At 71.2% G+C, this 26,458-nt stretch carries 25 protein-coding genes and 1 tRNA gene; 13 read left to right on the top strand and 13 right to left on the bottom strand.

What is annotated here, in order from left to right; all coding sequences use genetic code 11:
* Nucleotides 1-53: 53 nt before the first annotated feature.
* Together PUR26_RS30765 and PUR26_RS30760 are read left to right on the top strand one after the other, a co-directional pair.
* Nucleotides 54-1,013, top strand: coding sequence for an ArsA family ATPase (locus PUR26_RS30765; RefSeq protein WP_329877477.1), 960 nt, complete (start codon nt 54-56; stop codon nt 1,011-1,013).
* The gene (locus PUR26_RS30760; protein WP_329877475.1) at nt 1,010-2,464 is read left to right on the top strand and encodes an ArsA family ATPase; all 1,455 of its coding nucleotides are present in this window, start codon (nt 1,010-1,012) and stop codon (nt 2,462-2,464) included. Before PUR26_RS30765 ends, PUR26_RS30760 begins: the two co-directional genes overlap by 4 nt.
* Before the next feature lie 349 nt (nt 2,465-2,813).
* Here PUR26_RS30760 and PUR26_RS30755 read toward each other — a convergent pair whose 3' ends face one another.
* A complete protein-coding gene (locus PUR26_RS30755; protein ID WP_058940833.1) occupies nt 2,814-3,158 on the bottom strand; it encodes a WhiB family transcriptional regulator in 345 nt (114 codons plus the stop codon).
* Nucleotides 3,159-4,066: 908 nt separating this feature from the next.
* Here PUR26_RS30755 and PUR26_RS30750 point away from each other — a divergent pair.
* The gene (locus PUR26_RS30750; protein ID WP_329877470.1) at nt 4,067-6,316 is read left to right on the top strand and encodes a transglycosylase domain-containing protein; all 2,250 of its coding nucleotides are present in this window, start codon (nt 4,067-4,069) and stop codon (nt 6,314-6,316) included.
* 160 nt (nt 6,317-6,476) lie between these two features.
* On the opposite strand, the gene PUR26_RS30745 is transcribed toward PUR26_RS30750, so the two are convergent.
* The gene (locus PUR26_RS30745) at nt 6,477-6,941 is read right to left on the bottom strand and encodes a GatB/YqeY domain-containing protein (RefSeq protein WP_329877468.1); all 465 of its coding nucleotides are present in this window, start codon (nt 6,939-6,941) and stop codon (nt 6,477-6,479) included.
* Between the two features lie 77 nt (nt 6,942-7,018).
* On the opposite strand from PUR26_RS30745, the gene PUR26_RS30740 reads away from it, so the two are divergent.
* The 3 genes from PUR26_RS30740 (at nt 7,019) to PUR26_RS30730 (ending at nt 8,798) form a co-directional block, all read left to right on the top strand.
* Nucleotides 7,019-7,957: a metallophosphoesterase gene (locus PUR26_RS30740; protein WP_329877466.1), complete on the top strand. Its 939-nt coding sequence runs from the start codon at nt 7,019-7,021 to the stop codon at nt 7,955-7,957.
* Nucleotides 7,958-7,979: 22 nt separating this feature from the next.
* Nucleotides 7,980-8,696 (top strand): Pr6Pr family membrane protein, encoded by a 717-nt coding sequence (locus tag PUR26_RS30735; RefSeq protein WP_329877464.1) that lies wholly within the window; start codon nt 7,980-7,982, stop codon nt 8,694-8,696.
* 28 nt (nt 8,697-8,724) lie between these two features.
* A tRNA-Pro gene (locus PUR26_RS30730) sits at nt 8,725-8,798 on the top strand.
* A 520-nt stretch (nt 8,799-9,318) separates the two neighbouring features.
* Here PUR26_RS30730 and PUR26_RS30725 read toward each other — a convergent pair.
* Nucleotides 9,319-9,510 carry a hypothetical protein gene (locus PUR26_RS30725; RefSeq protein WP_329877462.1) on the bottom strand — a complete coding sequence of 64 codons (192 nt, stop codon included), beginning with the start codon at nt 9,508-9,510 and terminating at the stop codon, nt 9,319-9,321.
* 720 nt (nt 9,511-10,230) lie between these two features.
* Complete coding sequence (locus tag PUR26_RS30720; protein WP_329877460.1) at nt 10,231-10,635, bottom strand: nuclear transport factor 2 family protein; 405 nt, start codon at nt 10,633-10,635, stop codon at nt 10,231-10,233.
* Nucleotides 10,636-10,778: 143 nt separating this feature from the next.
* Between PUR26_RS30720 and PUR26_RS30715 the strand changes: the two genes are divergently transcribed.
* A complete protein-coding gene (locus PUR26_RS30715; protein WP_329877458.1) occupies nt 10,779-11,348 on the top strand; it encodes a PadR family transcriptional regulator in 570 nt (189 codons plus the stop codon).
* A 7-nt stretch (nt 11,349-11,355) separates the two neighbouring features.
* Here PUR26_RS30715 and PUR26_RS30710 read toward each other — a convergent pair whose 3' ends face one another.
* Together PUR26_RS30710 and PUR26_RS30705 are read right to left on the bottom strand one after the other, a co-directional pair.
* On the bottom strand, nt 11,356-11,745 hold the full coding sequence (locus PUR26_RS30710) for a hypothetical protein (protein ID WP_329877456.1): 390 nt from the start codon (nt 11,743-11,745) through the stop codon (nt 11,356-11,358).
* Between the two features lie 23 nt (nt 11,746-11,768).
* Complete coding sequence (locus tag PUR26_RS30705; protein ID WP_329877454.1) at nt 11,769-11,975, bottom strand: hypothetical protein; 207 nt, start codon at nt 11,973-11,975, stop codon at nt 11,769-11,771.
* Nucleotides 11,976-12,221: 246 nt separating this feature from the next.
* On the opposite strand from PUR26_RS30705, the gene PUR26_RS30700 reads away from it, so the two are divergent.
* Together PUR26_RS30700 and PUR26_RS30695 are read left to right on the top strand one after the other, a co-directional pair.
* A complete protein-coding gene (locus tag PUR26_RS30700; RefSeq protein WP_329877452.1) occupies nt 12,222-13,010 on the top strand; it encodes a GntR family transcriptional regulator in 789 nt (262 codons plus the stop codon).
* Nucleotides 13,007-13,771 (top strand): glycosyltransferase family 2 protein, encoded by a 765-nt coding sequence (locus tag PUR26_RS30695; RefSeq protein WP_329877559.1) that lies wholly within the window; start codon nt 13,007-13,009, stop codon nt 13,769-13,771. The genes PUR26_RS30700 and PUR26_RS30695 overlap by 4 nt, the downstream gene beginning before the upstream one ends.
* A gap of 76 nt (nt 13,772-13,847) precedes the next feature.
* On the opposite strand, the gene PUR26_RS30690 is transcribed toward PUR26_RS30695, so the two are convergent.
* Nucleotides 13,848-14,768, bottom strand: coding sequence for an FkbM family methyltransferase (locus PUR26_RS30690; RefSeq protein ID WP_329877450.1), 921 nt, complete (start codon nt 14,766-14,768; stop codon nt 13,848-13,850).
* Nucleotides 14,769-14,985: 217 nt separating this feature from the next.
* On the opposite strand from PUR26_RS30690, the gene PUR26_RS30685 reads away from it, so the two are divergent.
* The 4 genes from PUR26_RS30685 to PUR26_RS30670 all read left to right on the top strand — a co-directional run bounded on the left by PUR26_RS30685 (nt 14,986) and on the right by PUR26_RS30670 (nt 18,917).
* Nucleotides 14,986-15,558, top strand: a complete 573-nt coding sequence (locus PUR26_RS30685) for a hypothetical protein (protein ID WP_329877448.1) — start codon at nt 14,986-14,988, stop codon at nt 15,556-15,558.
* 105 nt (nt 15,559-15,663) lie between these two features.
* Nucleotides 15,664-16,149 carry a DUF7144 family membrane protein gene (locus tag PUR26_RS30680; RefSeq protein ID WP_443077228.1) on the top strand — a complete coding sequence of 162 codons (486 nt, stop codon included), beginning with the start codon at nt 15,664-15,666 and terminating at the stop codon, nt 16,147-16,149.
* 70 nt (nt 16,150-16,219) lie between these two features.
* On the top strand, nt 16,220-18,130 hold the full coding sequence (locus tag PUR26_RS30675; protein ID WP_443077227.1) for a prolyl oligopeptidase family serine peptidase: 1,911 nt from the start codon (nt 16,220-16,222) through the stop codon (nt 18,128-18,130).
* A 22-nt stretch (nt 18,131-18,152) separates the two neighbouring features.
* On the top strand, nt 18,153-18,917 hold the full coding sequence (locus PUR26_RS30670; protein ID WP_329877446.1) for an SURF1 family protein: 765 nt from the start codon (nt 18,153-18,155) through the stop codon (nt 18,915-18,917).
* Between the two features lie 174 nt (nt 18,918-19,091).
* Here PUR26_RS30670 and PUR26_RS30665 read toward each other — a convergent pair whose 3' ends face one another.
* The 6 genes from PUR26_RS30665 to PUR26_RS30640 all read right to left on the bottom strand — a co-directional run bounded on the left by PUR26_RS30665 (nt 19,092) and on the right by PUR26_RS30640 (nt 26,317).
* Nucleotides 19,092-20,126, bottom strand: coding sequence for a hypothetical protein (locus PUR26_RS30665; RefSeq protein ID WP_329877444.1), 1,035 nt, complete (start codon nt 20,124-20,126; stop codon nt 19,092-19,094).
* A 107-nt stretch (nt 20,127-20,233) separates the two neighbouring features.
* Nucleotides 20,234-20,809: a SigE family RNA polymerase sigma factor gene (locus PUR26_RS30660; RefSeq protein WP_329877553.1), complete on the bottom strand. Its 576-nt coding sequence runs from the start codon at nt 20,807-20,809 to the stop codon at nt 20,234-20,236.
* A gap of 373 nt (nt 20,810-21,182) precedes the next feature.
* On the bottom strand, nt 21,183-22,241 hold the full coding sequence (locus tag PUR26_RS30655; RefSeq protein ID WP_329877442.1) for an aspartate-semialdehyde dehydrogenase: 1,059 nt from the start codon (nt 22,239-22,241) through the stop codon (nt 21,183-21,185).
* Nucleotides 22,242-22,248: 7 nt separating this feature from the next.
* Nucleotides 22,249-23,520 carry an aspartate kinase gene (locus tag PUR26_RS30650; protein ID WP_329877440.1) on the bottom strand — a complete coding sequence of 424 codons (1,272 nt, stop codon included), beginning with the start codon at nt 23,518-23,520 and terminating at the stop codon, nt 22,249-22,251.
* Nucleotides 23,521-23,786: 266 nt separating this feature from the next.
* Nucleotides 23,787-25,841, bottom strand: a complete 2,055-nt coding sequence (locus PUR26_RS30645) for a tetratricopeptide repeat protein (protein ID WP_329877438.1) — start codon at nt 25,839-25,841, stop codon at nt 23,787-23,789.
* A complete protein-coding gene (locus tag PUR26_RS30640; protein ID WP_329877436.1) occupies nt 25,838-26,317 on the bottom strand; it encodes a hypothetical protein in 480 nt (159 codons plus the stop codon). Before PUR26_RS30640 ends, PUR26_RS30645 begins: the two co-directional genes overlap by 4 nt.
* Nucleotides 26,318-26,458: the final 141 nt, after the last annotated feature.

Here is a 26,458-nt window from a genome sequence, read left to right as displayed (position 1 = left end):
GCCCAGGGCAGCCTCCTGCGTAGGCCATGGCGGGACTGGTTAGGCTCGACAACGTGAGCAGGCTTCAGGTCGTCAGCGGCAAGGGCGGTACCGGTAAGACGACGGTCGCCGCCGCCCTCGCGCTCGCCCTCGCGACCGAGGGAAAGCGGACTCTCCTCGTGGAGGTCGAAGGCAGACAGGGCATCGCACAGCTCTTCGAGACGGAGTCGCTTCCGTACGAGGAACGCAAGATCGCCGTCGCACCGGGCGGCGGAGAGGTGTACGCGCTGGCCATCGACGCCGAGCGCGCGCTCCTCGACTACCTCCAGATGTTCTACAAACTCGGCAGCGCGGGCCGGGCCCTCAAGAAACTGGGCGCCATCGACTTCGCGACGACGATCGCGCCGGGCGTCCGGGACGTGCTGTTGACCGGCAAGGCGTGCGAGGCGGTCCGCCGGCGCGAGAAGCAGGGCGGCTACGTGTACGACCACGTGGTCATGGACGCCCCGCCCACCGGCCGCATCACCCGCTTCCTGAACGTCAACGACGAGGTGGCGGGGCTGGCCAAGATCGGCCCGATACACAATCAGGCGCAGGCCGTGATGCGGGTGCTCAAGTCTCCCGAGACGGCGGTGCACATGGTGACGCTGCTCGAGGAGATGCCCGTCCAGGAGACCGCCGACGGCATCGCCGAGCTGCGTTCCGCCGATCTCCCGGTCGGCCGGATCATCGTGAACATGGTCCGTCCGCACGTCCTGGACGAGGACGCGGTACGGGCCGCGGCCGGGGACCGCGAGGAGATCGCGAAGGCCCTCACGGCGGCCGGCGTGTCCGGCTCGGGGCAGTTGGTGACCCCGCTCCTCGACGAGGCCGCCGAGCACGCCCGGCGTGTGGAACTGGAGCGGGAGCAGCGCGAGGTGCTGGCGAAGCAGCAGGTGCCGACGCACGAACTGCCGTTCCTCAGCGAGGGGGCGGACCTCGCCGGTCTCTACCGACTGGCCAAGGAACTACGGAAGCTCGGGGTGGGCGTATGACTCTCGAAGCGGCTCCCGGCCTGGAGGTCGACCCGCTCATCGACGACCCTGCGACCCGCATCATCGTGTGCTGCGGTGCGGGCGGCGTCGGGAAGACCACGACGGCGGCGGCCCTGGGCGTACGGGCGGCGGAGCGCGGCCGCATGGTCGTCGTCCTGACCATCGACCCGGCGCGCAGGCTGGCCCAGTCGATGGGCATCGACCAGTTGGACAACGTTCCGCGCAGGGTCGGAGGCATCGAGGGCGACGGAGAGCTGCACGCCATGATGCTCGACATGAAGCGCACCTTCGACGAGATCGTCGAGGCGCACGCGGACGGCGAGCGGGCCCGCGCGATCCTGGGCAACCCCTTCTACCAGTCCCTGTCGGCCGGTTTCGCGGGCACGCAGGAGTACATGGCGATGGAGAAGCTGGGACAGCTGCGCGCGCGTGACGAGTGGGACCTGATCGTGGTCGACACGCCTCCGTCGCGCTCGGCGCTGGACTTCCTTGACGCGCCGAAGCGGCTGGGCTCCTTCCTCGACGGCAAGTTCATCCGGCTGCTGATGGCTCCCGCGAAGATGGGCGGCCGGGCCGGGATGAAGTTCCTGAACGTCGGCATGTCGATGATGACCGGAACGCTCGGCAAACTGCTGGGGGGTCAGCTGCTGCGGGACGTGCAGACCTTCGTGGCCGCGATGGACACGATGTTCGGCGGCTTCCGGACGCGGGCGGACGCCACGTACCGGCTGCTCCAGGCGCCGGGCACGGCCTTCCTCGTGGTGGCCGCGCCCGAACGGGACGCCCTGCGGGAGGCGGCGTACTTCGTCGAGCGGCTGGCGGCGGAGGAGATGCCGCTGGCCGGGCTGGTGCTGAACCGGGTGCACGGCAGTGGGGCCACGAAGCTCTCCGCGGAGCGGGCGCTGGCCGCCGCGGAAAATCTTGACGAGGGCCGCATTGTGGATCATAGGCCCGGGAAGACTGGTGTTCGTGGCTCCGAGGCGGTCTCTCCCGACTCTCCCTCAGCCGAGGAAGCCACCCCGGACGCGACCGCCACCACAGGCGCGACCGTCATCACCGACGTGAAACCCAGTGACTCCGCAAGCGTGACCAGCGGCTCCGCAGGCACGACCAGCGATCCCACGGACATGACAGGCAGCGCAGGCACGACAGACGCAGATGCAGACGCAGACATCGCACCGGACGCCACGGGTACTCCCGCAGCCCCCGGTGTCATCATCGCTCCGCCCGCCGTGGCCCGGTTGACCGCCGGCCTGCTGCGGTTGCACGCGGAGCGGATGCAGGTCCTTGCGCGGGAGCGGCGCACACGTGACCGCTTCACCGCTCTCCACCCCGAGGTGGCGGTGGCCGAAGTGGCCGCTCTGCCGGGAGACGTGCACGACCTCGCGGGACTCCGGGCCATCGGAGACCGGCTGGCGACGGGCGGCACTGCTCCTGCCGGAGCGGCGTAGGCGCTCGTCGGCGTACAGGGACCGGTCCATACCGGCTGCCACCAGCAGCCGGGCGTAAACGGCGGAACGCGTCGGCGATCGGCGGTGTCGAGGAGTGTCGGCGATCTCGGCGCTCGTTGTCGGTAGCCCGCCGGAGGCCCGCCGACAGCCCGTCGGCAGCCGTCCCGGCATGCAATGTCGGGCATCGTCCCACGTCGGCCCACGCCGACGTGCGTCAGTGCGCGCGTCACCGCGCGTCTCGTCGGCCACGCCTGGCGGCCGACCACACCCGTACTGGGACATCACATCCGAAGCACTCGCGTCGGAGCGTCCCCGCCGGAGGGGAGGAACATCGCGGACGGGCGTCGTCCTAGCCCACCGCCGCGTACGTCTCGTACGTCTCGTCGTCGTCCAGTGCGACGGGCAGGATGCCCGCGCTGCGCTCGTACTCCGTGCGCGCGGTCTCCAGAAGCCGACGCCATGAGGTGACGGTCGGCCGACGGCGCAGCAGCGCCCGCCGCTCGCGCTCCGTCATACCGCCCCACACGCCGAACTCGACGCGATTGTCCAGCGCGTCGGCCAGGCACTCGGTCCGCACCGGGCACCCGGTGCATACCGCCTTGGCCCTGTTCTGCGCCGCTCCTTGCACGAACAATTCATCCGGATCGGTAGTGCGGCAGGCCGCCTGCGCACTCCAGTCAGCTACCCAGCCCATACCGGCGCCGTCCTCTCCCGAATCGAGGCTCCCCCACGGCGGCAGCGGCATATTCACCGCTGCCAGTTGAGGACGTTACGGAAGGTGGGCACAGCGCAACACCCCCTTCGGGCCCAATCTTGAATGGCCCGAACGGACTATGCGTACGCGGCAGATCACCCAGGGGAGTGAGCGAAAGACATTCACGGTGAATCCGGCAAAGTTGGGCACTTTACCTACCTCGCACGGGACACGGACTGACACATCTCCCGGAAACGGACACATGCCTGGCGCCGGATCCGGACGAGAAACCGGACGCACGACCGGTGAACGCACCTGTCGCGTTCGCGTGACCCGGTAGCACTGGTGGCGCCAGTAGCGCGAAGGGTCATGCACGCGGCACACGCCCGGGGCGTACGCGTGTCATGGCGTCGATCGGCCGGGCGACACGGTGGCAGAAGCGCCGAATCCCGAACCGGGACCGGTTCCGGACCGGAACCGGAAGCCGAACTCGACCGGGATCCGGACTCGAACCGGATGGGCGATTCAATCCGAATCCGGGACGGGAGCCGAAGTATGGGCTGAGGCTTGGGCTGAAACGGGAAAGCCGCTGGGGGCGCGACTGCTGTGACAGTTGGGAACAGCTTAGGCCAAGGCATATACGCGTGTCCGGCGAATGGACGGGAACGGCACCCCTTTCATCACCTTCATCACCGCATCCGGAAGACATCGCTCCGGCGGTCCGGCCGGCTCCTCCCCCTGTCCCCCGCCTCCTGCCCTCCCTGCCTCCGCCCCGCTCCCCCGCGTCCCTCCTTCGCGTCCCTCCTTCGCACCCTTCGGACAGCTCGGATGTCACGGCTTGGTACGCGAACATCCCGAGAGGCCCCCGCTCCATCGGAACGCCGTTCATTACGGCTTAGGCTGCTCCCATGCCAAAAAAGCGCTCGGGCGGGGGTCTGACCGGGACCCAGCAGGCCGCCAAGTTCCTCGGTGTCAGCGTGCTCTCCGGAGCCGTGCTCGCGGGCATCGCACTGCCCGCCGCGGGAGCGCTGGGACTGGCGGCGAAGGGCACTGTCCAGGGGTTCGACGAGATCCCGGCCAACTTGAAGCGACCGCCGCTGAGCCAGCGCACCACGATCCTGGACTCGCAGGGCGGATCCATCGCCACGGTCTACTCACGTGACCGTACCGTCGTGCCGCTCTCCGACATCTCCCCGTACATGCAGAAGGCGATCGTCGCGATCGAGGACTCGCGCTTCTACGAGCACGGGGCCATCGACCTGAAGGGCGTCCTGCGCGCCCTCAACCGCAACGCCCAGTCGGGTGGCGTCGCACAGGGCGCGTCCACCCTGACGCAGCAGTACGTGAAGAACGTCTTCGTCGAGGAAGCCGGCGACGACCCCGACAAGGTCGCCCAGGCGACCCAGCAGACCCTCGGCCGCAAGATCCAGGAGCTCAAGTACGCGATCCAGGTCGAGGAGGAGCTCGGGAAGAAGACGATCCTCGAGAACTACCTCAACATCACCTTCTTCGGGCAGCAGGCCTACGGCATCGAGGCGGCGGCCCAGCGCTACTTCTCCAAGCCCGCGAAGCAGCTGACCCTCGCGGAGTCGGCGATGCTGGCCGGCATCGTCCAGTCGCCGAGCCGCTACGACCCCGTCAATGACGTGCAGGAGGCGACGAAGCGGCGCAACACGGTCCTCCAGCGCATGGCGGCCGTGGGAGACGTCAGCCAGACCGAGGCGGACCGGGCGAAGGCCACCCCCATCAACCTGAAGGTCAGCAAGCCGAAGAACGGCTGCATCACGGCCGTCGACGGCGCGGGCTTCTTCTGCGACTACGTGCGCGAGGTCTTCCTCTCCGACCCGGTGTTCGGCAAGGACCGCGAGGAGCGCAACAAGATCTGGAACCGCGGCGGTCTGACCATCAGGACCACGCTCGACCCGCAGGCCCAGAAGTCGGCGCAGGAATCGATAAAGGATCACGTCTACCAGAGCGACAAGGTCGCCACCGCGGTGACGATGGTCCAGCCGGGCACGGGCAAGATCGTGGCGATGGGCCAGTCCAAGCCGTACGGCTTCGGGAAGAACGAGACCCAGATCAACTACTCGGTCAACAAGGGCATGGGCGGGTCCAACTTCGGCTTCCCGACCGGTTCGACCTTCAAGCCGTTCGTCGCGGCGGCGGCCATAGAGCAGGGCAAGCCGCCGACGCAGGTCTACCCGTCGCCGTATCAGATGCCGTACCCGTCGTCGGTGTCGACGTGCAGCGGAAAGCCGTGGGTCAACCAGGGCGACACCGTGGAGAACGAGAACGAGTCGGAGGTCGGCCCCTACGCGCTCAGGGAAGCGATGGAGAAGTCGGTCAACACGTACTTCGTGCAGATGATCGGCGAGATCGGCATGTGCCCGGTCGTGGAGATGACCAACAAGCTCCACGTGGTGCAGGGCAACGACGAGAAGCTCCCCGAGGTGCCCGCGATCTCGCTCGGCTCGAAGGGCGTCTCGCCGCTGAACATGGCCAACGCGTACGCGACCTTCGCCAACCGCGGCATCTACTGCTCGCCCACCGCCATCGAGTCCATCAGGACGGCCGACGGCAAGAGCCTGGCCGTTCCGAAGAGCAAGTGCAGCAGGGCGATGGCGGAGCGGACCGCCGACACCATCAACACCCTGCTGCGTGGAGTGGTCGACTCCGGTACGGGCCAGGAGGCCGGCCTGAAGTCCCGTGACAACGCGGGCAAGACCGGTACGACGGACGGCCGCAAGAACGCCTGGTTCGTCGGCTACACGCCGAACCTCTCCGGCGCCGTCTGGGTCGGCAGCGCCAGCCAGCAGGTGGAGATGCAGTACATCACCATCGGCGGCCGGTACCACGAGAAGGTCTTCGGCGGCCAGGTCCCCGGTCCCATCTGGAAGGACGCGATGTCCGGTGCGCTGGAGGGACACGACGCACCGCGCTTCGTCGAAGTCAGCATCCCCGACGCGCCGAAGGGGAACCCCGACCAGGGCAAGCCCAAGCCCGGGGACAACGGAAAGCCCGGGGACGACGGAAAGCCGGGGGACAGCGACGGTGCCGACGACCCCTGGCCCGGCATCTCCATCCCGCCGGACCTGATCGGCGGCGGCAACCAGCGCGGCCAGGGCAACGGTGGCAACGGGGGCAACTGGCCCCGGTAGGCCGTTCGGCCCCCGCGACCCCCCTGCCCGCCCCCCTCGCTCCCGCTCTCGCCGCGCAGCCGCCCGGCGCCGGCGAAGGGCCGTGGACGCGACAGGGGTCGGACGAACGGAGGGGCGCCCGCCGAAACCGGCGGGCGCCCCTCCGTTCGTCCCGGTGCCGTCAGCCGGCGAGCAGCTGCTTGACCGCGGTGGCGACGCGGCCGCCCTCGGCGCGGCCCGCCACCTTCGGGTTCACGATCTTCATGACCGCGCCCATCGCGCGCGGGCCCTCGGCGCCGGACGCCTTGGCCTCCTCGACCGCCTGCGCCACGATCAGGTTCAGCTCGTCGTCGCTCAGCTGCTGCGGCAGGTACGCGTCGAGAATCACGCCCTCGGCCTTCTCCCGCTCGGCCTGCTCGGTCCGGCCGCCCTGACCGAAGGCGTCGGCCGCCTCGCGGCGCTTCTTCGCCTCCTTGGCGATCACCTTCTGCACCTCGTCGTCGGAGAGCTCGCGCGCCGTCTTGCCCGCGACCTCCTCCTTGGTGATGGCGGAGAGGGTCAGCCGGAGCGTCGAGGAGCGCAGTTCGTCGCGCGCCCGGATCGCCGCCGTGAGATCTTCCTGCAGCTTGGACTTGAGCGTGGTCATACGGACAAGTGTGGCAGGTGTGGCGATGTACATGCCCGCGCATTTCTGCGTACCGGTATGTCTGCGACGATGGGGCCATGCGCGCGCGATACGGAGTTCCCCTGAAAGTCACGGCAGGAATCGCCGCGGTCGGCGCGGCCGGCCTGGCCTACGCGGCCGGGTTCGAAGCCCGCTCGTTCCGGCTCCGGCGGGTCACCGTGCCCGTACTTCCCCAGGGAATGCGTGACCTGCGGGTGCTCCAGGTCTCCGACATCCACATGGTGAGCGGCCAGCGCAAGAAGCGCGCCTGGCTCCAGTCGCTGGCCGGGCTGCGCCCCGACTTCGTCGTGAACACCGGGGACAACCTCTCCGACCCGGACGGCGTCCCCGAGGTGCTGGACGCGCTGGGTCCGCTGCTCGAGCTCCCGGGGGTGTACGTCTTCGGCTCCAACGACTACTACGGACCGAAGCTGCGCAACCCTGCCCGCTATCTGATCGAGAAGACCCAGGGCCGTCATGGCCTCAACGGCAACGCCCCGGCCGTCGGTGTCGTGCACAACCCCTGGGAGGATCTGAGGGACGCCTTCGACACGGCGGGCTGGCTGAACCTCACCAACACCCGCGGCCGGCTGAAGCTGGAGGGCCTGGAACTCGCCTTCACCGGCCTGGACGACCCTCACATCAAGCGGGACCGGTACGAAGAGGTAGCCGGAGGCCCGGAGAAGGACGCCGACCTCTCGGTGGGCGTGGTGCACGCCCCGTATCTGCGGACGCTGGACGCGTTCACAGCCGACGGTTACCCCCTGGTCCTCGCCGGCCACACGCACGGCGGGCAGCTGTGCGTCCCCTTCTACGGGGCGCTGGTCACCAACTGCGACCTCGACACGGATCGCGTCAAGGGCCTCTCCACCCACCGCGCCGGCGGCCACACCTCATATCTGCACGTTTCGGCGGGCTGCGGCACCAACCGCTACACGCCGGTGCGCTTCGCCTGCCCGCCCGAGGCGACCCTGCTCACCCTGACCGCCCGGGATTGATCTTCCCTCGTACGGTGGAGGGATGACTGCACCGCTTTCGGCCGATGCGCCCGCATCCGCGGTCGTCCCTCCGGTCCGCCGTCCGTACGCAGCCGTCTTCCGTGCCCTGATCGCGTCGGCCGCGCTCACCGGCCTCGTCCTGGACCTGGTCCAGGGCAGTCCTGGCCGGGTGCTGGGTTACTTCACCGTCCAGAGCAACATCCTGGCGGCGGCCGTCCTCGCCGTCTCGGCGTGGCGAGCCTGGTCCGGCCGCCCGCCCCTGCCGCCCCTGGTGACCGGCGGCACGGTGCTGTTCCTCTCGGTCACCGGGCTCTTCCACCATCTCCTCCTGCCCGGTGGCCTGCCCATGACGGCCCCCCTGTCGGGCGGGCAGCCGGTCTCCGACCACCTCCTGCACACGGCGACCCCGCTCGGAGCGGTCCTGGACCTGCTGCTCCTGACCCGCCCGGGCGCCCTTCGCCCCCGGGACGCCGGGCTGTGGATGCTCTACCCCCTGGCGTACCTGGCCTTCGCCCTGGCCCGAGGCGCCACCCTCGCCCCCGGCCCGGGGTCCCGCTACCCGTACCCCTTCCTGGACGTCGACACCCACGGCTACGGAGGGGTGCTGGGCAACGCGGGGATCGTGGGCCTGATCATCCTGGCCCTGGCACTGGCCCTCGTCGGCCTCGACCAGGTCAGGCCCTATGTGCGGGGCTCCGATAACCGGATTTCGCCTGAGCGCGCCAGTGGGCTAAAGTAAACGACGTCGCCGGGAAGCCGAGCGACATCGGGGTGTAGCGCAGCTTGGCAGCGCGCTTCGTTCGGGACGAAGAGGTCGTGGGTTCAAATCCCGCCACCCCGACAGCCGTAACACCAGGTGAGGCATCTACTGAATTCAGTAGGTGCCTCACCTGTTTCCGTCTGCGTGTCTGTCGTCGCTGGAGTCCGACACGGCGAAGGCCCTCTGCGCCCGCATCCGCCGCCACTCGCCCCCCGGCGCAGCCGTAGCGATCTTCTGACCCGAGAGCGGCCGCCTTGAGTACACGTCGTTGAGTACACGTCGTTTCAAGCCCGGTGACGAGAGCCTGTCGATCGGGTCCTTCACTGAGCCGGCCGGAGGGGGCGCCACGGCCGGCACGCGGTTCGAGCGGACGAACCGCCAGAGCCGGGGACAGTACCGCTTCATCGCTTCCGGTCGACGCCGGCCCGACATCCGTTCTCGACGTCGACGTCAACGTCAGCGACTCGGGGCGATTGGCGAGGGCCCGCAGCGCTCTGTGTCGAGGCGTGAAGCCGGCACCACCGAGGCTCCTTGTCAGTCCTGACCGACCTGATGAGGATGAGGCCCGTCGGTGAAGCCCTGGCGTCAGTTGGCGGGGGTCCTAGACAGCCGAGGACTGCGCCACGGCCACAACGAGGATCAGGATCTGGCCCAGGAGAAGCAGTACGGCCACTCGGTAGGCCAGGGCCCTTCTGCCCAGCGCTTCGGTGTTCCGGTGCTGGGCGTCCACCATCGCGGCGACCACGCTCACCTTCGCGTCCCTCGCGTCCGAACCGTCACGCCACATTTCCATGAGGATCCGAGCCGACGGACCATGCAGCCACTGGCGCGTCGGAAGCAGGATGATGAAGGCGCAGCACCCGAGAGACATGAGGATCCCGAACAAGGCCCATGGCGCCCACACAGGCAGGAGTCTGCCCTGTGCCGGGTCCGTATTGACCAACCCCAGTCCGGCCGAGAAAGAGGTCACGAGTGCCGCAACGCTGAGGATTCCTGATGCCCGGGTCCTGATGCTCTCAAAGGCACTCGTCTGACTCGCCAGTTTGGCCGTGGCCGCCTCATACGCCAGATCAATGAGTTCCTCCCCACCCGCACGTTGACGTTGCCAGGTGTCAAGGAGAGGAGGTGGAGGTGGCTGAGGCGGCGCCGGCCGCGGAGCGCACGTGGGCGGACCCCCGTCCCAGGGCGGGGGTCCCTGAGGTGCAGCTGGCTCAGGACGTGGTTCTCCCGTGTGCTGCCAGTCCGGGTCTACCATCCTCTGCTCCTCTGGGCTCCGACCTCGACCATAGAGCGGCTCCCAGGGGGCAACCACTGGGATTGCTCCGCATACCCTTCTCTCGGCCCGGAGGGGTACGCGCGCCCCGGGCGGGCCTGGGTACGGACGGGTGAGACGGATCCGCTGTCCCCGCCCCCCGTGTCGCGGGCGTCCGGGTGTTCCCCGTCTGGGTGTTCCCGGACGGGACCGCCCCTGCCGAGGGGTCTCGTCAGGGGCGACCGAGAGGGGTGCCCATGCTCACTCGGACGGTCCCGCGCCCGTGGCCTCTCGGGTGATGCGGTCGAACTGGGCGCCCATGGCCGACGAGAGGGCCTGGGCGGCCGAGAGCGGGCGGACCATGACCATGAAGTCGTCGATCAGGCCCTCCTCGTCGAAATGCAGGAAGTCGCAGCCGTCGATCTCCCGTTCGCCGACCCTCGCCTTGAAGACCAGCGCGAGGTCGCGCCCGTCGGCGGCCGGGATCTCGCGGACGTAGCGGAAGTCGCTGAAGACCCGGGCGGCGCCGCGGAGGATGGCCGCGGTGATCGCCCTGCCGGGATACGGCTTGAAGACGACGGGGCTGGTGAAGACGACGTTCTCGGCCAGCAGCGGCTCGATGGCGTCGTGGTCCCCGGCCTCCACCGCTTGACGGAACGCGTGCATCCCACACCTCCTGGGTAGTCACTTAATTGAATAAGTGTGCTGGAGGCTATCCACGCCTCGTACCGCCGTCCACCCCTTCGACCGGAGCGTCCTGGGACGCTCATGTGGTTGACCGATCAAGTCCGCACCTGGAGGCTGGCGCGATGGCATTGCGCAACGCGGTTCTGGCCGCTCTGCTGGAGGGCGAGGCGTCCGGCTACGACCTGGCCAAGGGCTTCGACGCCTCGGTGGCCAACTTCTGGATGACCAGCCCGCAGCAGCTGTACCGCGAGCTGGAGCGCATGGAGTCCGACGGACTGGTCGAGGCCCGGGTCGTCCAGCAGGAGCGGCGGCCCAACAAGCGCCTCTTCTCGCTCACCGAGGCCGGGGAGCGGGCGCTGTACGACTTCACCGCCGAGCCCGCCAGGCCCACCGCGATCCGCGACGAGCTGATGGTCAAGGTCCAGGCGGTCGACCGGGGGGACGAGGCGGCGGTACGGGCGTCGGTCGCCGAGCGTTTGGAGTGGGCGCGGGCCAAACTGGCCCGCTACGACCGGCTTCGCGCCCGGCTGCTCGACGGGCTCACGGAAGAGGAGTACCTGGTCCGGGCCGAACGCATCGGCCCGTACCTGACCCTCATGCGGGGCCGGGCGCTGGAGCGCGAGAACATCCAGTGGGCCGAACAGGCCCTGGCCGTCCTCGAAAGGCGCTCCCACGCCCCGGCTCCGCACTGACGCCGGGTCAGGGCGCCTGCCGTGTCACGAGAGGGCCCTCGGGCCGGGAGGCGGCCCTCCACGCGCGGTACTCCTCACGTACATACGCGCGGAAGTCGTCGTCCGTGACCAGGTCCGCACCCTTGAGGCTGAGCGGGCCCCGGCCGGAGCCGGCGTCCGTCAGATCGAGTGCGACCAGATGCCGGGCGGCCTCGGACGCGGCCAGCGCCTCCTCGGCGCCGGGGCGCTCAAGGGCCAGGCGGTCGAGGAGCGCCGCCCTGCGCAGGCGCGACTCCCGCCCTTCACCGCCGTCCGCTCGCCGGCCCCCGTCGGTCCGCCGGTCCGCCCAGGCCCGCTCCGCGCGCGGGCCGGGCGCGTCCGCACAGGCGCGGGCGGGTTCGTCGCCGATCGTTTCCATGGTCGCCCATCCCCTCCGAGGAGTCAGTTCGCCGACTGGAGCAGCTTGTGGATGTCGCCTCCGACAGCGGCGAGCCGCTGCTCGATCGCCTCCCACGAGGCGGGGTCGATGGCCATCAGGGCGGCGACGGCGGCGGGGCCCTTGCCGTGTTCGAGGTGGCTGAGGAGGTCGCGGAGTTCGGCCGCGGCCATCAGCGAGATGTGCGGCGGGGTGGCGGAGGTCCGGCACATGGGCAGCTCCTTGGCGGGAGGGCTACGACGATGGAGTGACGCCGTTGCGGCGGCGGTGAAGCGGTGCGGCCCGGGACCCGGACCGGTGGAGCACCGGAACGGCGAACCGGAACTCCTCAAGACCTCTTCTCCTCAGGTCCTCTTGAGGAGTTCATGCCCTCACTATGACCCAGCTCTCTTCGAGTCGTCAAGACCTCTTGAGGAGTCGTATGCTGGCGCCGTCGCAAACAGAACGGTGAGCAAGCTGTGTCAAAGGCGTACGAACGGATCGCGAACGAGCTTCGCCAGGCGATCCGGACAAGCGAGTTGCGGCCCGGTGACCGGCTGCCGTCGGAAACGAAGCTGGCGGAGCAGTACCGGCGCAGTGTTCCGACGGTCCGTGACGCCCTCCGGCTCCTGCGGGACGAGGGACTGATCGAGAAGCAGCACGGACGGGGCAACTTCGTCCGCCGCTCGCGTACGACCGTGCTGCGCACCAACACACGGCACCAGTGGGAGAAGGACCGCGCCCGCGAGCCGGAGGCCCTGCGCCAGCAGACCGGAGCGACCGAACACGACACCGGCCTCGGCATCGACGACCTCGTCTTCCACGCCTCGTACCGCGAGATCAAGGCGGAGAAGGAGATCGCCGACGCCTTCGGCGTTCCCGAGGGGACGGCCCTGGTCGAGCGCACCTACCGCACGCGCTACAGCGCCGAGAGTGCCCCGTTCAACCTCGTGACCTCCTACCTCGTACGGGACAGGGTCGCGGCCAACGCCGACCTCCTGGACGAGACCAAGGAGCCCTGGCCCGGGGGCACCCAGAACCAGCTGCGCACCGTCGGCATCGAGCTGGACCGCATCGAGGAACGCGTCACGGCCAGGCCTCCCACCCCCGAGGAGGCCGAGGAGCTGGAGCTGCCTCCCGGGACGTCCGTCCTGCTGCTGCGGAAGGTCTCGTTCGACACCGAGGGCAGTCCCGTCGAGATCTCGGACGTCACGCTGCCCGGCGACCGTACGGAAATGCACTTCACCACTCCCCTGGAAAGGTGGTGACCGCCGTGCGGCGCATCATCATCATCACGGCTGTGCACGCCCCCTCGGCGCCGTTCCTCGCGGACGCCTACAAGTCCCTGTGCGAGCAGGAGCTGCCGGACGGCTGGGAATGGCACTGGGTCGTCCAGGAGGACGGTCTGGGCGACGAGGTGGCCCCGCATGTGCCGGACGACCCGCGGGTGACGTTCAGGCAGGGCCGGGCCGGCGGGCCCGGGGTGGCCAGGACCATCGCCCTCGCCCACGCGGACGGCGAGTACATCAAGGTCCTGGACGCCGACGACCAGCTGACGCCCGGCGCGCTCGCCCGCGACCTGGCGGTCCTCGAAGGCGACCGGGGCATCGGCTGGGCGACCTCCCGCGTACTGGATCTGCTGCCCGACGGCTCGACCCTCGGCTTCGACCAGGACCCGGACGGCGGGCCCGTCGAGCGGGGTGCCGTGCTCGCCCACTGGCAGGCGCACGGCTACCGGGCGCAGGTCCACCCGGCGACCCTCTTCGCCCGCCGCGAGCTGGTGATCGCGCTCGGCGGGTGGATGGCGCTGCCGGCCTCGGAGGACACCGGTCTGCTGCTGGCACTGGACGCCGTGAGCCGGGGCTGGTTCACCCGCGAGGCCGGGCTCCTCTACCGGAAGTGGCCGGGACAGGCGACGGGGCAGGCATCGCACACCGACGCCGGTGAGCGCGACGCCCGTATGGCCGTCGTCCAGGCGCGGGCGCGGGCACTCGGTTCGCTCGGGTGGAGCTGTCCCGCGCAGGGCTGAACCGGACGCCACCCCCGCACCTGCCCCGGCGGGCCCGGCCCGCCGGGGCCGATCGGGCCCGCCCGCGGTGCGGGCCTCACGGCAGCGTCTCGGCGTCCACCCGCGAGAAGATCAGGTCGCTCTCGCCCTCCGCCGGCCTCCGCAGACGCACGGGCACCCGGGTGGACCGGCGCGCGGCCTCCGGGTAGCTCTGCGGGGCGTAGTCGTTGTCGAGGCGGTACGCGTGGAACCCGTGGGACCGCATCGTGTCGTACAACTCCGCCACCGCGTCCCCGAGCTGCGCCATCCGGTCCGGTGCCACCTCCACGGTGATCTCGGCATCCGGCCGCAGCGTACCGAGCAGCGGCGCCATCCCCCGGACGACAGCGCCCTCCGCGCCTTCCACATCGATCTTGATCACCCGGGCGCCGGCGACCTCCTCGGCTTCGAGCAGATCGGTCAGCGGCCGCGCCTCGATCTCGAACGACGACTCGGCCGGACCGTCGTACGGCACGATGCTGTTCGCGCCCATGTTGCGCGAACTGGCGAGGACGAACGTCAGCATGGTGCGGCTGTCCGACACGGCGGCGTTGACGGCGCGGATGTTGCCCCGGCCGTTGAGCCGTGCGTGCTGGACGACGCGGCGGTGGAACGCCGGGGACGCCTCGATGGCCACGACCCGGCCGCCGTCGCCCACGAGGCGTGAGGCGAGCAGGCTGTAGTACCCGATGTTGGCGCCCACGTCGACGAAGGTGTCGCCCGGGCGGAGCCTGCGCTGGAGCCACCGCGTCATGTGCGGCTCCCAGACCCCGAACATGTACAGGTAGCGCTGGATGAGGTCCTGCGTGTCGACGGCGACCCTGGCACCGAACCGGGTGCGCACGACCCGTCGACGAGGGTGCTCCTTCAGCCGGCGGTCGAGGTGGCGGGCGACCAGCGGGGCCTTTCCGAGGGTGCCGGGGGCGTGGCGCGTATAGCCGCGGCCGATCGTGACCAGGGCTTCGGACGTATGGGACATGGGGGTCGCCTCTCCGCGGGTTCGTCCCTGGGAACCGTAGCGCCGAGCGCCCCGGAGCCCCCAGCCGGCCGTGCGCGGGGAAGGCCCCCGCCGCACCCGCCGGTGGCCCCTCCCGCGGGTTCCGCGGAGAACCTCTTCCTCCGCCCCTGACGACGGGGCAGGGGGACGCCTAAGATCATCCGGATGTCCTTGTGAGTGCCGGGTTGTGGGGGATGACGTGGGTGCCGCCGATCAGTTCGTGACGATAGCCGCCGTACTTCTGGGCGCGATGTCCACGCTTCTGACCAACTACGCGATGGACCGGCAGCGCAAGAAGCACGAGCTGGTGACCCGCTGGGACAGCAAGAAGCTCGAAGCGTACGAGGGGTACGTCGACAGCGTGCGCACCTGCATCTTCCTGGCGGTGCAGCTCTACGAGCACAAGGAAGCGATCCGGGTGAGCGACCTCGGGGAGCGGGAGATGCTCGCCGAGATGTCGGAGGCCGGGCGCCTGCGCGGGCGCGCCTTCGAGCGCATCATGCTGCTCGGGGGTGACGACGTCGTGGAGGCGGCGCACGAGCTGAACGGCGCCGCCGCCCGGGTCGACTGGCAGGCCAACGGCAAGATCGACGGCACCCTGGAGGACTGGCGCGAACGCAACCGCGCGGTGTTCCGCGCGGTCAACAACTTCCACGAGAGCGCCCGCGTGGACCTCGGGGTGGACGGCAGCGTGACCGGCGAGAAGCACCCCGAGCGGGGGCTGTTGCTTCCCCCGCCGCGCCAGGGGGGCAGCGGCGACACACCCGCCTGACGCGTCACCCGGACGGCCGTGTCCCGGTCGCCGGGGGGGTCGTGGGCGTCGCAAGCTCGGAGGGCCAACGCACCCAGGGCATCCGGCGGACAGGAAGGCGCGGCGATGAGCAACCCGACCCACGGCACCGGGGGCCCGGCCCGCGACCACGCCTATGCCCGGCACGACGGTACGACGGCCCCCGGGGAGCACGGCGCGGACCGCGCCTCCAACGCGTGGGCCTCGGGCGGGACCATGCTCGCCGGTGTACTGATGCTGGTGGAGGGCGTGCTCGGCATGCTCCAGGGCATCGCGGGCATCGCCGAGGACGACGTGTACCAGCGCGTCGGCGACTACGTCTTCGAGTTCGACGTCACCTCCTGGGGCTGGATCCACCTCGTGCTCGGGCTGCTCGTCGCGGCCGTCGGCGCCGGCATCCTCGCCGGTGCGACCTGGGCGAAGGCCGGCGGTGTGGCCCTCGCCGCCCTCGCCGTGATCGCGAACTTCATCTGGCTGCCGTACCAGCCGGTCTGGGCGATCGTCTCGATCGCGATCGGCCTCTTCGTCATCTGGGCGCTGTGCACGGACGACACTCCGCGCGGCATGCGCTGACACGGCGGGTTGTCCACAGGCCTGTGTGCGGTGTGGACGGCTTGTCGGCGGGCCGGAGCATCATGGGGCCATGACTGATCCGATTGTTCCCGCCGCTCCGACCACCCCCGGCGGAAGGACCGCCCCCACCGGAACGACCGGCGCCGACGCCACGGGCGTCACCGCCGTACCGCTCGCTCCCGTCGACACGGACGCCATGCCCGACTGGGAGAAGCGGTTCAGGGCCCCACGGGTCTCCCTGCCCGACTGGGCGCTCGACGCTCCCGCCCGCTCGCTCTTCGTCTCCAATGCGACCGGTACGTACGAGCTCTACGCCTGGGACCGGGACAGCGACAGCCGTCGGCAGGTCACCGACCGGCCGAACGGCACGACGGACGGGACGCTGTCGCCGGACGGCCGGTGGATCTGGTGGTTCTCCGACACGGACGGCGACGAGTTCGGTGTGTGGATGCGCCAGCCCTTCGAGGGCGGGGACGACGAGCCCGCCGCCCCGGGCCTCGAAGCGTCCTACCCGGCGGGGCTGGCGATCGGGCGGGACGGCACTTCGGTGGTCGGCCGCTCCACGGACGAGGACGGTTCGACGATCCACGTCGTGCGGCCGGGCCTCGCGCCGGCCGAGATCTACCGGCACCGGGAGTCGGCCGGGGTCGGGGACCTGTCGCACGACGGGACGCTCGTCGCGGTGGAGCACACCGAGCACGGCGACGCGATGCACTCCGCCCTGCGCGTGGTGCGGCTGGACGGGTCCACGGTGGCCGAGCTGGACGACACCAAGGGAGGCGCCGAGGCGCTCGGCCTCGCCGTGCTGGGCTTCGCACCGGTGGACGGTGACACCCGGCTTCTGGTGGGGCACCAGCGCCGCGGCCGCTGGGAACCGATGCTCTGGGACGTGGCGTCGGGAACGGAGACGGAGCTGGACCTCGACCTTCCCGGTGACGTGTCGGCCGAGTGGTACCCCGACGGCTCGGGGCTGCTGGTCGAGCACAGCTTCGAGGCCCGCAGCGAGCTGTGGCGGTACGAGATCGCGACGCGGGAGCTGGTCCCCGTCCCCACCCCGCCCGGGTCGGTGTCCGGCGCGACCGCGCGGCCCGACGGTTCCGTGGAGTACCTGTGGTCCTCGGCCTCCCAGCCGGCGGTGGTGCGCTCGACCTCGGGCGGTGTGGTCCTCGACCCTCCGGGCATGAAGGCGCCCGCGTCCGTCGCGGTGGAGGACGTGTGGGTGCAGGGGCCGGGCGGCCGCGTCCACGCCCTGGTGCAGAAGCCCGAGGGAGCCACCGGCCCGCTGCCGACGGTCTTCGACATCCACGGCGGGCCGGCCTGGCACGACAGCGACGCGTTCGCCGCGGGCCCGGCGGCATGGGTCGACCACGGCTACGCGGTGGTGCGGGTCAACTACCGCGGGTCGACCGGATACGGCCGGGAGTGGACCGACGCGCTCAAGCACCGGGTCGGGCTGATCGAGCTGGAGGACATCGCGGCCGTCCGCGAGTGGGCGGTCACCTCGGGCCTCGCCGACCCGTCGAAACTGGTGCTGACGGGCGGATCCTGGGGCGGGTACCTGACCCTGCTCGGCCTCGGTACGCAGCCGGAGGCGTGGGCGGTGGGCCTGGCCGCCGTACCGGTCGCGGACTACGTCACGGCGTACCACGACGAGATGGAGGCGCTGAAGTCGCTCGACCGCACACTGCTGGGCGGTTCACCGGAGGAGGTGCCCGAGCGGTTCGAGGCTTCGTCCCCGCTGACCTACGTGGACGCGGTGAGCGCACCCGTGTACATCTCGGCCGGCGTCAACGACCCGCGTTGCCCGATCCGGCAGGTCGAGAACTACGTGGACCGGCTCGCGGCGCGGGGCGCGGTGCACGAGGTGTACCGGTACGACGCGGGCCACGGCTCGCTCGTGGTGGAGGAGCGGATCAAGCAGGTCCGGCTGGAGCTGGCGTTCGCGGCCCGGCACCTGGGGACCCGGCAGGAAGCGGGGTGAACGCGTTCCGTACCGTGGAGGGGTGTACCGGTTCCTGACGACGCCCCGGTGGTGGGGCATCAACGTCTTCGTCCTGCTGGCGATCCCGTTCTGTGTGTTCATGGGGACCTGGCAGCTCGGCAAGTTCGAGGACCGCGTCGATTCGCACCGGGAGGCCGAGCAGCGGCCGGAGGCGGGCAGTCGGGCCGCCGTGCCGCTGGCCGACCTGCTGCCGGTCGACAAGGAGACGTCGGGGCGCCACGCCACCGCGAGCGGGCGGTACGGGGATCAGTTCCTGGTTCCCGGGCGGACGCTGGACGGGAAGACCGGTTCGTACGTCCTGACCCTGCTGCGCACGGACGACAAGGCCCTTCCGGTGGTCCGGGGCTGGCTGGCCGACGGCGCCAAGGCCCCGGCACCGCCCGTCGGCGAGGTCACGGTGACCGGCGCGCTGCAGGCGTCGGAGAACTCGGGCACCAAGGGCGTCGACGCGTCGGGCGGACTGCCGCCCGGCCAGGTCGGGATGATCAGCGCGGCATCGCTGGTCAATCTGGTACCGGACGACGTCTACGACGCGTGGATCACCCTCGCCGACGCGCCGTCCGGTCTGACGCCGGTCCCGGCGGAGGCGCCCCAGGGCAGCGGGCTGGACCTGAAGGCGTTCCAGAACCTGGGCTACACCGGTGAGTGGTTCGTCTTCGCGGGCTTCGTGCTCTTCATGTGGTTCCGGCTGCTCCGCCGCGAGGTCGAGGCCGAGAAGGACCGGGCGCTCGGCATCCCGGCGGAGGAGCCGGCCCCGGCGGCCTGACGCGCCGACCTGGCGGGGCAGCCCGACGCGCCGACCTGGCGCGCCCGTCGGTGGCCCCTCGGGGCCGTCGGCCGGCCATCCCTGGCCGATCCTGCCGAGCCCGCCGGCCTGCGCCCGGACGCCGGACGCCGGATCCAACCTGCCCGTCCGCCGGACGCCCGCCGACGGGTCGTGCTACGACGCGTCCAGCGCGCCCGTGCGGTAGATCGTCCCGGCGCAGGCGTTCGGGATCGTCGTCTCCGCCGCGGGGGCCCCCGCCTCCGGCGTGTGGGTCACCGTGACGCTGCCCTCCGCCGGGGTGCCGTCCTCCGTGCCCAGCTGCGGCTGGGTGCCCTCGGCGCTCGTACCGCCCGATCCGGACGCCGCGGTGCCGTCCGTCGGTGCGGTCGGGTCGGGCGAGGCCCCGCCACCGTCGGTGGGGCAGGTCTCGGCCGGGACCCAGGCGAACTTCACCTCGTACGCGGCGGAGGGCTTCAGCACCAGCGCCTGCGCCGTCCGCGCCTGGTCGGGGAGGCCGGTCGCCGCGTCCCCCGGGGCGTGGTCGACGACGGTGATCTTCGACGGGTCCGCCGCGCCCGCCGTCGTGAAACCGACCTTGCCCGCGCCGGCGACAGCACAGTCGCCGGTGGAGACGTTGGCGATGCGGAAGGTGCCGTAGACCTTGCCCTCCGCGTCCGGCTTGTCGGCCTGCGCCGCCGAGACGCTCAGCTGGCCCGCCTCGCACACCGCCACGGTGTCCGGCACCGAGACGGACGGGGCGGACGTACCGCCGACCGTGCCGTCCGACGTGCCCGCCACCGACTCCTGCGGCTTCTCCGGGTCGCCCTTGACACCGTCACCGACCCCGGTGGTCTGGTTGCCCGCCGGGCTGTCGGGGCCCGCCTCGCCACCCCCGCTGCCGGTCTCCTCGCCCGTGCCGCCCTGTGCCTGCTCGCCGTGTCCGGCGTTGACGGGGTGGTCCTCGGAGGTGTCGCCGGATCCGGCGACATGGACGAAGGCGGGTACCGCGGTGCAGAAGAGCAGCGCCGCCGCCGCCATTCCGACGATGGCCTGGCGCTTGCGGGCGCGTCGCGCGGGCACGGCCCTGCGCAGATGGTCGAGTGCGCCGTCGGTGGGGTGCAGGTCCTCCACCGCGCCCTGGAGCATCCGGCGCAGCGCCTGTTCGTCCCCGTCGAGGCCGCCAAGATCCTTTTCCGGCCCGTTGTTCACAATTCCGTTCCCAGTCCGGTCGTCCAACGGCCCGTCCGGCCCGTACCGCTCAAACCTGTCAGACCTGCCCGGCCTGCCCGGCCCGTCTGGCCTGTCGCTCTGTCCACTCATGCCGTGGCCTCCATGGCGACGCGCAGCGCCGCTATGCCACGAGAGCCGTACGCCTTCACCGAGCCGAGGGATATGCCGAGCGTCTCGGCGACCTGCGCCTCCGTCATGTCCGCGAAGTACCGCAGCACCAGCACCTCCCGCTGACGCCTCTGGAGCCCGCGCATCGCCTTGATGAGCGCGTCCCGCTCCAGCTGGTCGTACGCGCCCTCCTCCGCGCTCGCCATGTCCGGCATCGGCTTGGAGAGCAGCTTCAGCCCGAGTATGCGACGGCGCAGCGCGGACCTGGAGAGGTTGACCACGGTCTGCCGCAGATAGGCGAGGGTCTTCTCGCGGTCGCGCACGCGGTTGCGCGCCGAGTGCACGCGGATGAACGCCTCCTGCACGACGTCCTCGCAGGACGCGGTGTCGTCGAGCAGGAGGGCCGCGAGTCCCAGCAGCGAGCGGTAGTGGGCGCGGTAGGTCTCGGTGAGGTGATCGACGGTGGTACCCGCGGTCATGGTGTCCTCAGCGCCCTCGCGCTGGGACGGTATGCGGGTCGAACGGGCCGCGGGCATGGGAGCGATCACCGGCATGCCGCCGGGCTGGCGGGGCCGCCGGAGCGGGCGCACCGTGCCGGGGCCGCGGAGCGGGGCCACCACTGTGATGTCGAGAACCTCTGCCACGCCTGTTGGACACGCTTCCCCCCGTCAGGGTTGTACGCGCACGCGATCGCTTTTGACGATGCGTCGATTGCCCTCATGCGTACCCGCTCTTCTCAAGTGCCCCGATTTGTCCACGGCAGCGCATAGGGGCGACCGCATAGACGCCCTCCACCCACCGCCGGTTGCAGCCCGTCGGTCGCAGCAAGGGGAAGAGCATCGTCGAACATGCCATCACCCCAGTTCAAGTGCTGCTGACAGGCAACTTGCTCACAGGGCGTTCACAGATCCTACAAAGCCTGTGCGATCAGTCCACCGCGAATTCGGCCGCGACGGCCTCGGCGATCTGAACGGCGTTCAGTGCGGCACCTTTGCGCAGATTGTCGCCGCACACGAAGAGCTCCAGGGCCCGTTCGTCGTCCAGCGCCCGCCGCACACGCCCGACCCAGGTCGGGTCGGTCCCCACGACATCGGCGGGCGTCGGGTAGTCCCCGGCCGCCGGATCGTCGTACAGCACCACACCGGGCGAGGTCGCCAGGATCTCGTGCGCCCGCGCGACGGTCACCTCGTTCTCGAACTTCGCGTGCACGGAGACGGAGTGCGCGGTCACGACGGGCACGCGCACACAGGTCGCCGACACCCGCAGCTCCGGCAGTCCCAGGATCTTGCGGGTCTCCTCGCGGACGCGGAGCTCCTCCGAGGACCAGCCGCCCTCCCGCAGCGACCCGGACCAGGGCACCACGTTCAGCGCCAGCGGGGCCGCGAAGGGACCGCCGTCGTCCCCGACGGCCCGGCGCACATCACCGGGGCTGTCGCCCAGTCGCGTACCGGCGACGAGCGACAGCTGGCCGCGCAGGGCGGTGACGCCGTCCTGTCCGGCGCTGCTGGCGGCCTGGTACGCGGAGACGACCAGCTCGCTCACCCCGAACTCGGCGTGCAGCGCGCCCACCGCGACGATGAGCGCGAGCGTGGTGCAGCCGGGACTCGCGACGATGCCGCGCGGGCGCGCCCGTACGGCATGGGGGTTGATCTCGGGGACCACCAGAGGCACGTCCGGATCCATCCGGAAGGCCGCCGAGTTGTCCACCACGACGGCGCCCTTGGCGGCGGCGATCGGCGCCCACTGGGCGGCGACCTCCTCCGGCACCAGGAAGAGCGCGACGTCGACGCCCTCCAGGGCGTCCTCATCGAGCGCGAGCACCTCGGTCTCCTCGCCGCGCACGACCGGCCTGCGGCCGGCCGAGCGCTTCGAGGAGATCAGGCGTACATCGCCCCAGACGTCCGCGTGCTGCGACAGGATCTGGAGCATCACCGCACCGACGGCTCCGGTCGCTCCGACGACCGCGAGTGTCGGTTTGCGGTTCATCGCGCGGTCACCGCCCGGTGCCTCCGTAGACGACGGCTTCGTCGGAGTCGCTGTCCAGCCCGAAGGCGGTGTGGACGGCGCGGACGGCCTCGTTGACGTCGTCGGCACGGGTGACGACCGAGATGCGGATCTCGGAGGTCGAGATCAGCTCGATGTTCACGCCCGCGTCGGAGAGCGCCTCGAAGAAGCCGGCCGTGACGCCCGGGTTCGTCTTCATGCCGGCGCCGACGAGGGAGATCTTGGCGATCTGGTCGTCGTAGCGCAGCGACTCGAAGCCGATGAGGGTCTTCTGCTTCTCCAGGGCGTCGATGGCCTTGCGGCCCTCGGCCTTGGGGAGCGTGAAGGAGATGTCGGTGAGGCCGGTGGACGCGGCGGAGACGTTCTGCACCACCATGTCGATGTTGACCTCGTTGTCCGCGATGGTGCGGAAGATCGCGGCGGCCTCGCCCGGCTTGTCCGGGACTCCGACGACGGTGATCTTCGCCTCGGAGGTGTCGTGGGCGACACCGGAGATGATGGCCTGCTCCACCTTGCGGTCCCCTCGCGGTTCGTTGCTGACCCACGTGCCCTGGAGCCCCGAGAACGAGGACCGGACGTGGATCGGGATGTTGTAACGGCGTGCGTACTCGACGCACCGGTGCAGCAGCACCTTGGACCCGGAGCTCGCGAGCTCCAGCATGTCCTCGAAGGAGATCCAGTCGATCTTCCGGGCCTTCTTCACGACCCGGGGGTCGGCGGTGAAGACACCGTCGACATCGGTGTAGATCTCGCACACCTCGGCGTCGAGCGCCGCGGCGAGCGCGACGGCGGTCGTGTCCGACCCGCCGCGCCCGAGGGTGGTGATGTCCTTCTTGTCCTGGGACACACCCTGGAACCCGGCGACGATGGCGATGTTGCCCTCGTCCAGCGCGGTGCGGATCCGGCCCGGCGTGACATCGATGATGCGCGCTTTGTTGTGGACCGAGTCGGTGATGACACCTGCCTGGCTGCCCGTGAACGACTGGGCCTCGTGGCCCAGGTTTTTGATCGCCATGGCCAGCAGCGCCATGGAGATCCGCTCCCCGGCGGTCAGCAGCATGTCGAACTCACGCCCGGCAGGGATCGGGGATACCTGCTCGGCGAGATCGATCAACTCGTCCGTCGTGTCGCCCATCGCCGAAACCACGACGACCACCTGGTGGCCGTTCTTCTTGGCATCGACGATTCGCTTGGCGACGCGCTTGATGCCTTCGGCATCGGCAACGGAGGAGCCTCCGTACTTCTGCACGACAAGGCCCACGTGCGCTCCTCGCTCAGTCCGTTTTGCGGTCGGCTCAGTCTAACGAGCGGCCGGGAATCGCCCCTGCTCTATCACATCGTGAGATGTCCCGCTCAGTCCGTGATCATCACAGATGGCGTCACGGCCGCTCGGGCTGGCACCTGCCCCGGCGGGACGGCACTACGCGCAATGTGGGGCGGGTCACTCGGGACGGCGTCGCGTTCCGGCCGACGCCGCGTCGGCCCCGGCGCCCTCGCAGTCCCGGCGGTCCCCGGCGGCCCCGGCGGTCAGCCGGAGAGCAGCCAGGGCCGCGGGGTTACGACGCCCAGCCGGAAGAGGTCCTTCCAGACCCTCTCCGTCAGGGGGTGCTCACCGCCCAGGACCCGCACGCAGTCGTCGAGCGTCTCCTTCATCAGCGGGACCGTCCGCTCGCGGCCGGCGGCGTGGGCGCACATGATGGCCAGGTGATGGCGCGCCCGGAGGGTGTCGACGTGCTCCGGGCCGTTCAGCCGGACGCGATCGGCGACCAGACGCTCGCACAGCCCGACCGCGCGTTCCTTCTGCCCGGCGCGCAGGCACGCCTGGGCGAGGAAGCCCCGGGAGGCCAGCGTGGCCGGGTGGTCCGCGCCCAGGACCCGGGTCCGGCCGGCCAGCGTGCGCTCGTGCAGTGCGACCCCTCGCTCCGGGGCGCCGGAGTACGTGTACGCCTGGGCGAGCCGGCCGGCCGACCGGAGGGTGGCCGGGTGGTCCGGGCCCAGCGCCCGGAGCCGGTGCGCCAGCGTCCGCTCGTGGAGCGGGACCGCCCGGCGGGCCTGGTGCGAGGTCATGTACGCGTGGGCCAGGACGTTCCGCGCCTGCACCGTGTCCGCGTGCCACTCGCCCCGGGTCCGCTCGCGGTGGGCGAGCCAGCGCTCGGCGTAGCCCACCGCCTGGGCGTTCCCCCGCAGCATCAGCAGAAAGCCGCCGGCCCAGCCGAGCAGCCGGTCGACGGCGTCATCAGCCGCGGCGGCGTCGATGGTGCCGGCGGGGGTGCCGGCGGCGTCGGCGGCCCCGTCGGCGTCGGTGGTGGCGCTGCCCGGTTGACGGTCGAGGAGGGCGTCGACATGCGGCAGCAGGGCATGCCCGAGCTTCCGGGCCCCCGTGTCCCGCCCGCTCCTCGGGGCCAGGCCGGTCAGGGCCTCGACGGCGAAGACATACGCCTCGGCGATGTCCCCGGCCCGGCGGTGGGGGTCCTCCGCGTCGGCCGTACGGGCCAGCGCCTGCACCAGCCGGTGCAGCGACACCGTCGTACCGTCCTCGTGCAGGGTCAGCATCGAGTGGGCCGCCAGGCGGCGCAGCGCCCGCAGGACGGCGGGCAGGGGGGCGAGGCCGTTGAGCAGGGCGCGCGGGACGGCGTCGGGGGCGTACCAGGCGAGGACGCGCAGGATGCGGCCCGTGAGGGGGTCGTCGGCGAGGCGGTCCAGGGTGAGGCGCCAGACGCGGGCGACGGTACGGCGGCCGTCGCTGGCCTCGGGGGCGTCCGCGTAGAGGTCGGCCGGGTACGCGGTGAGCAGGTCCAGATACGCGCGGGGGGTCACCGCCGCCTCGGCGCAGTACGCGGCGGCCTGCTCCACCGCGAGCGGCAGGCAGCCGAGTGCGGCGCAGAGCTCGTCGGCGCCGTCCGTCGGCCGGGGACCGCCATGGGTGGCTATGCGGGTGAACAGGTCGACGGCCTCGGCGGGTTCGAGGATGTCCAGGACGACCGGCCGGGCGCCCACCGTGTGCCAGTGGTGCGCCAGACGGCTGGTGATGAGGAAGTGCCCCTTCGTCGTGCGGGCGAGCAGGGGTGCGACATCGGCGAGGTCCGAGACGTTGTCCAGGATCAGCAGCCAGCCCTCGTAGGCACCGAGCCACCGGATCGCGTACGCCCGCAGCGCGTCCTGGTTCAGGGACCCGGCCAGGGCCGGCTGGAGCGCGACGGCCAGCTGGGCCAGTCCGGCGTCCAGGTCCGCCGGTGTCTCGGCCGTGATCCACCACACCGGATTGTGGTCGCCGGTCCGGGTCGCCGCCCAGTGTGCCGCCAGGGTCGACTTGCCGATGCCGCCCAGACCGTGCACGGCCTGCACCACGACGCCCCGGGTGTCGCGCAACGCCTCGTCGAGCAGGGCGAGTTCACGTCCGCGTCCGACGAAGAGCCCATCGCGGCCCGGGAGGTTCACCAGGGAGGGCGGGCACGCGGAGAGTTCCAGCGCCTCGGGCGGGATCATCGTCGCGTGGTCCACCTGGGTGACGTGATCGCCTGTGATGACCCGGCCGATGGAGCCGCCCGCGGCGACCGAGCGGTCGCCCGACGCGGCGGTCACGCGTCGCCCGTCGAGGCGCTGCCGATGTCACCGCCCGCGGCGACCGAACGGTCCCCGGACGCGACGACCGGCCGCTCGGGCCTCGTCGCGGCCGGGGGCCCCGCCGGCGCCGCGGACCCCGACGGCCCCGCGGGCCCCGTGGCGGCACCCGGACCCGGCGGTGCGGCGTCCCCGGTGGTGACCGCGCCGATGGAGCCGCCCGCGGCGACCGCACGGCTGCCCGAGGCGGTGACGGCGGCGGCCGGAGGATCCGCCGGGGGACCGGGCGCGGAACTCCCCGGCCCGCGGCCGGACCGCGCCCACAGCGACAGGCCGAGGCCCGCCGCCGCGAGGACCGCCCCCGCCACGCTCGCCACCTGGTCGGCCCTGCCCAGATCGGTGACGGCCACGGCGATCAGGGCACCCACGCCCGCCGCACCGAGACCGAGACCGATACCGGCACCGACGCCTGTCCCCGTCGCCCGCCACCGCCTCATGGGCATGAGGATGGCAGGTGGGCGGGACCGTGCGCCCCCGGTTCAGCGGACCCGCCCACCTCAGGGGTGGCGAGCGCCTTCCCCGCGCCGTCCGGGAGGCGCGCGACGACGAGGACCCGGTCGCGGGTGACCGCGCGACCG

This window comes from Streptomyces sp. SP18CS02, assembly GCF_036322365.1.
Classification (GTDB): domain Bacteria; phylum Actinomycetota; class Actinomycetes; order Streptomycetales; family Streptomycetaceae; genus Streptomyces.
Note: the sequence above shows the minus strand (reverse complement) of the source record. Positions and strands in the feature narration are given on the sequence as shown.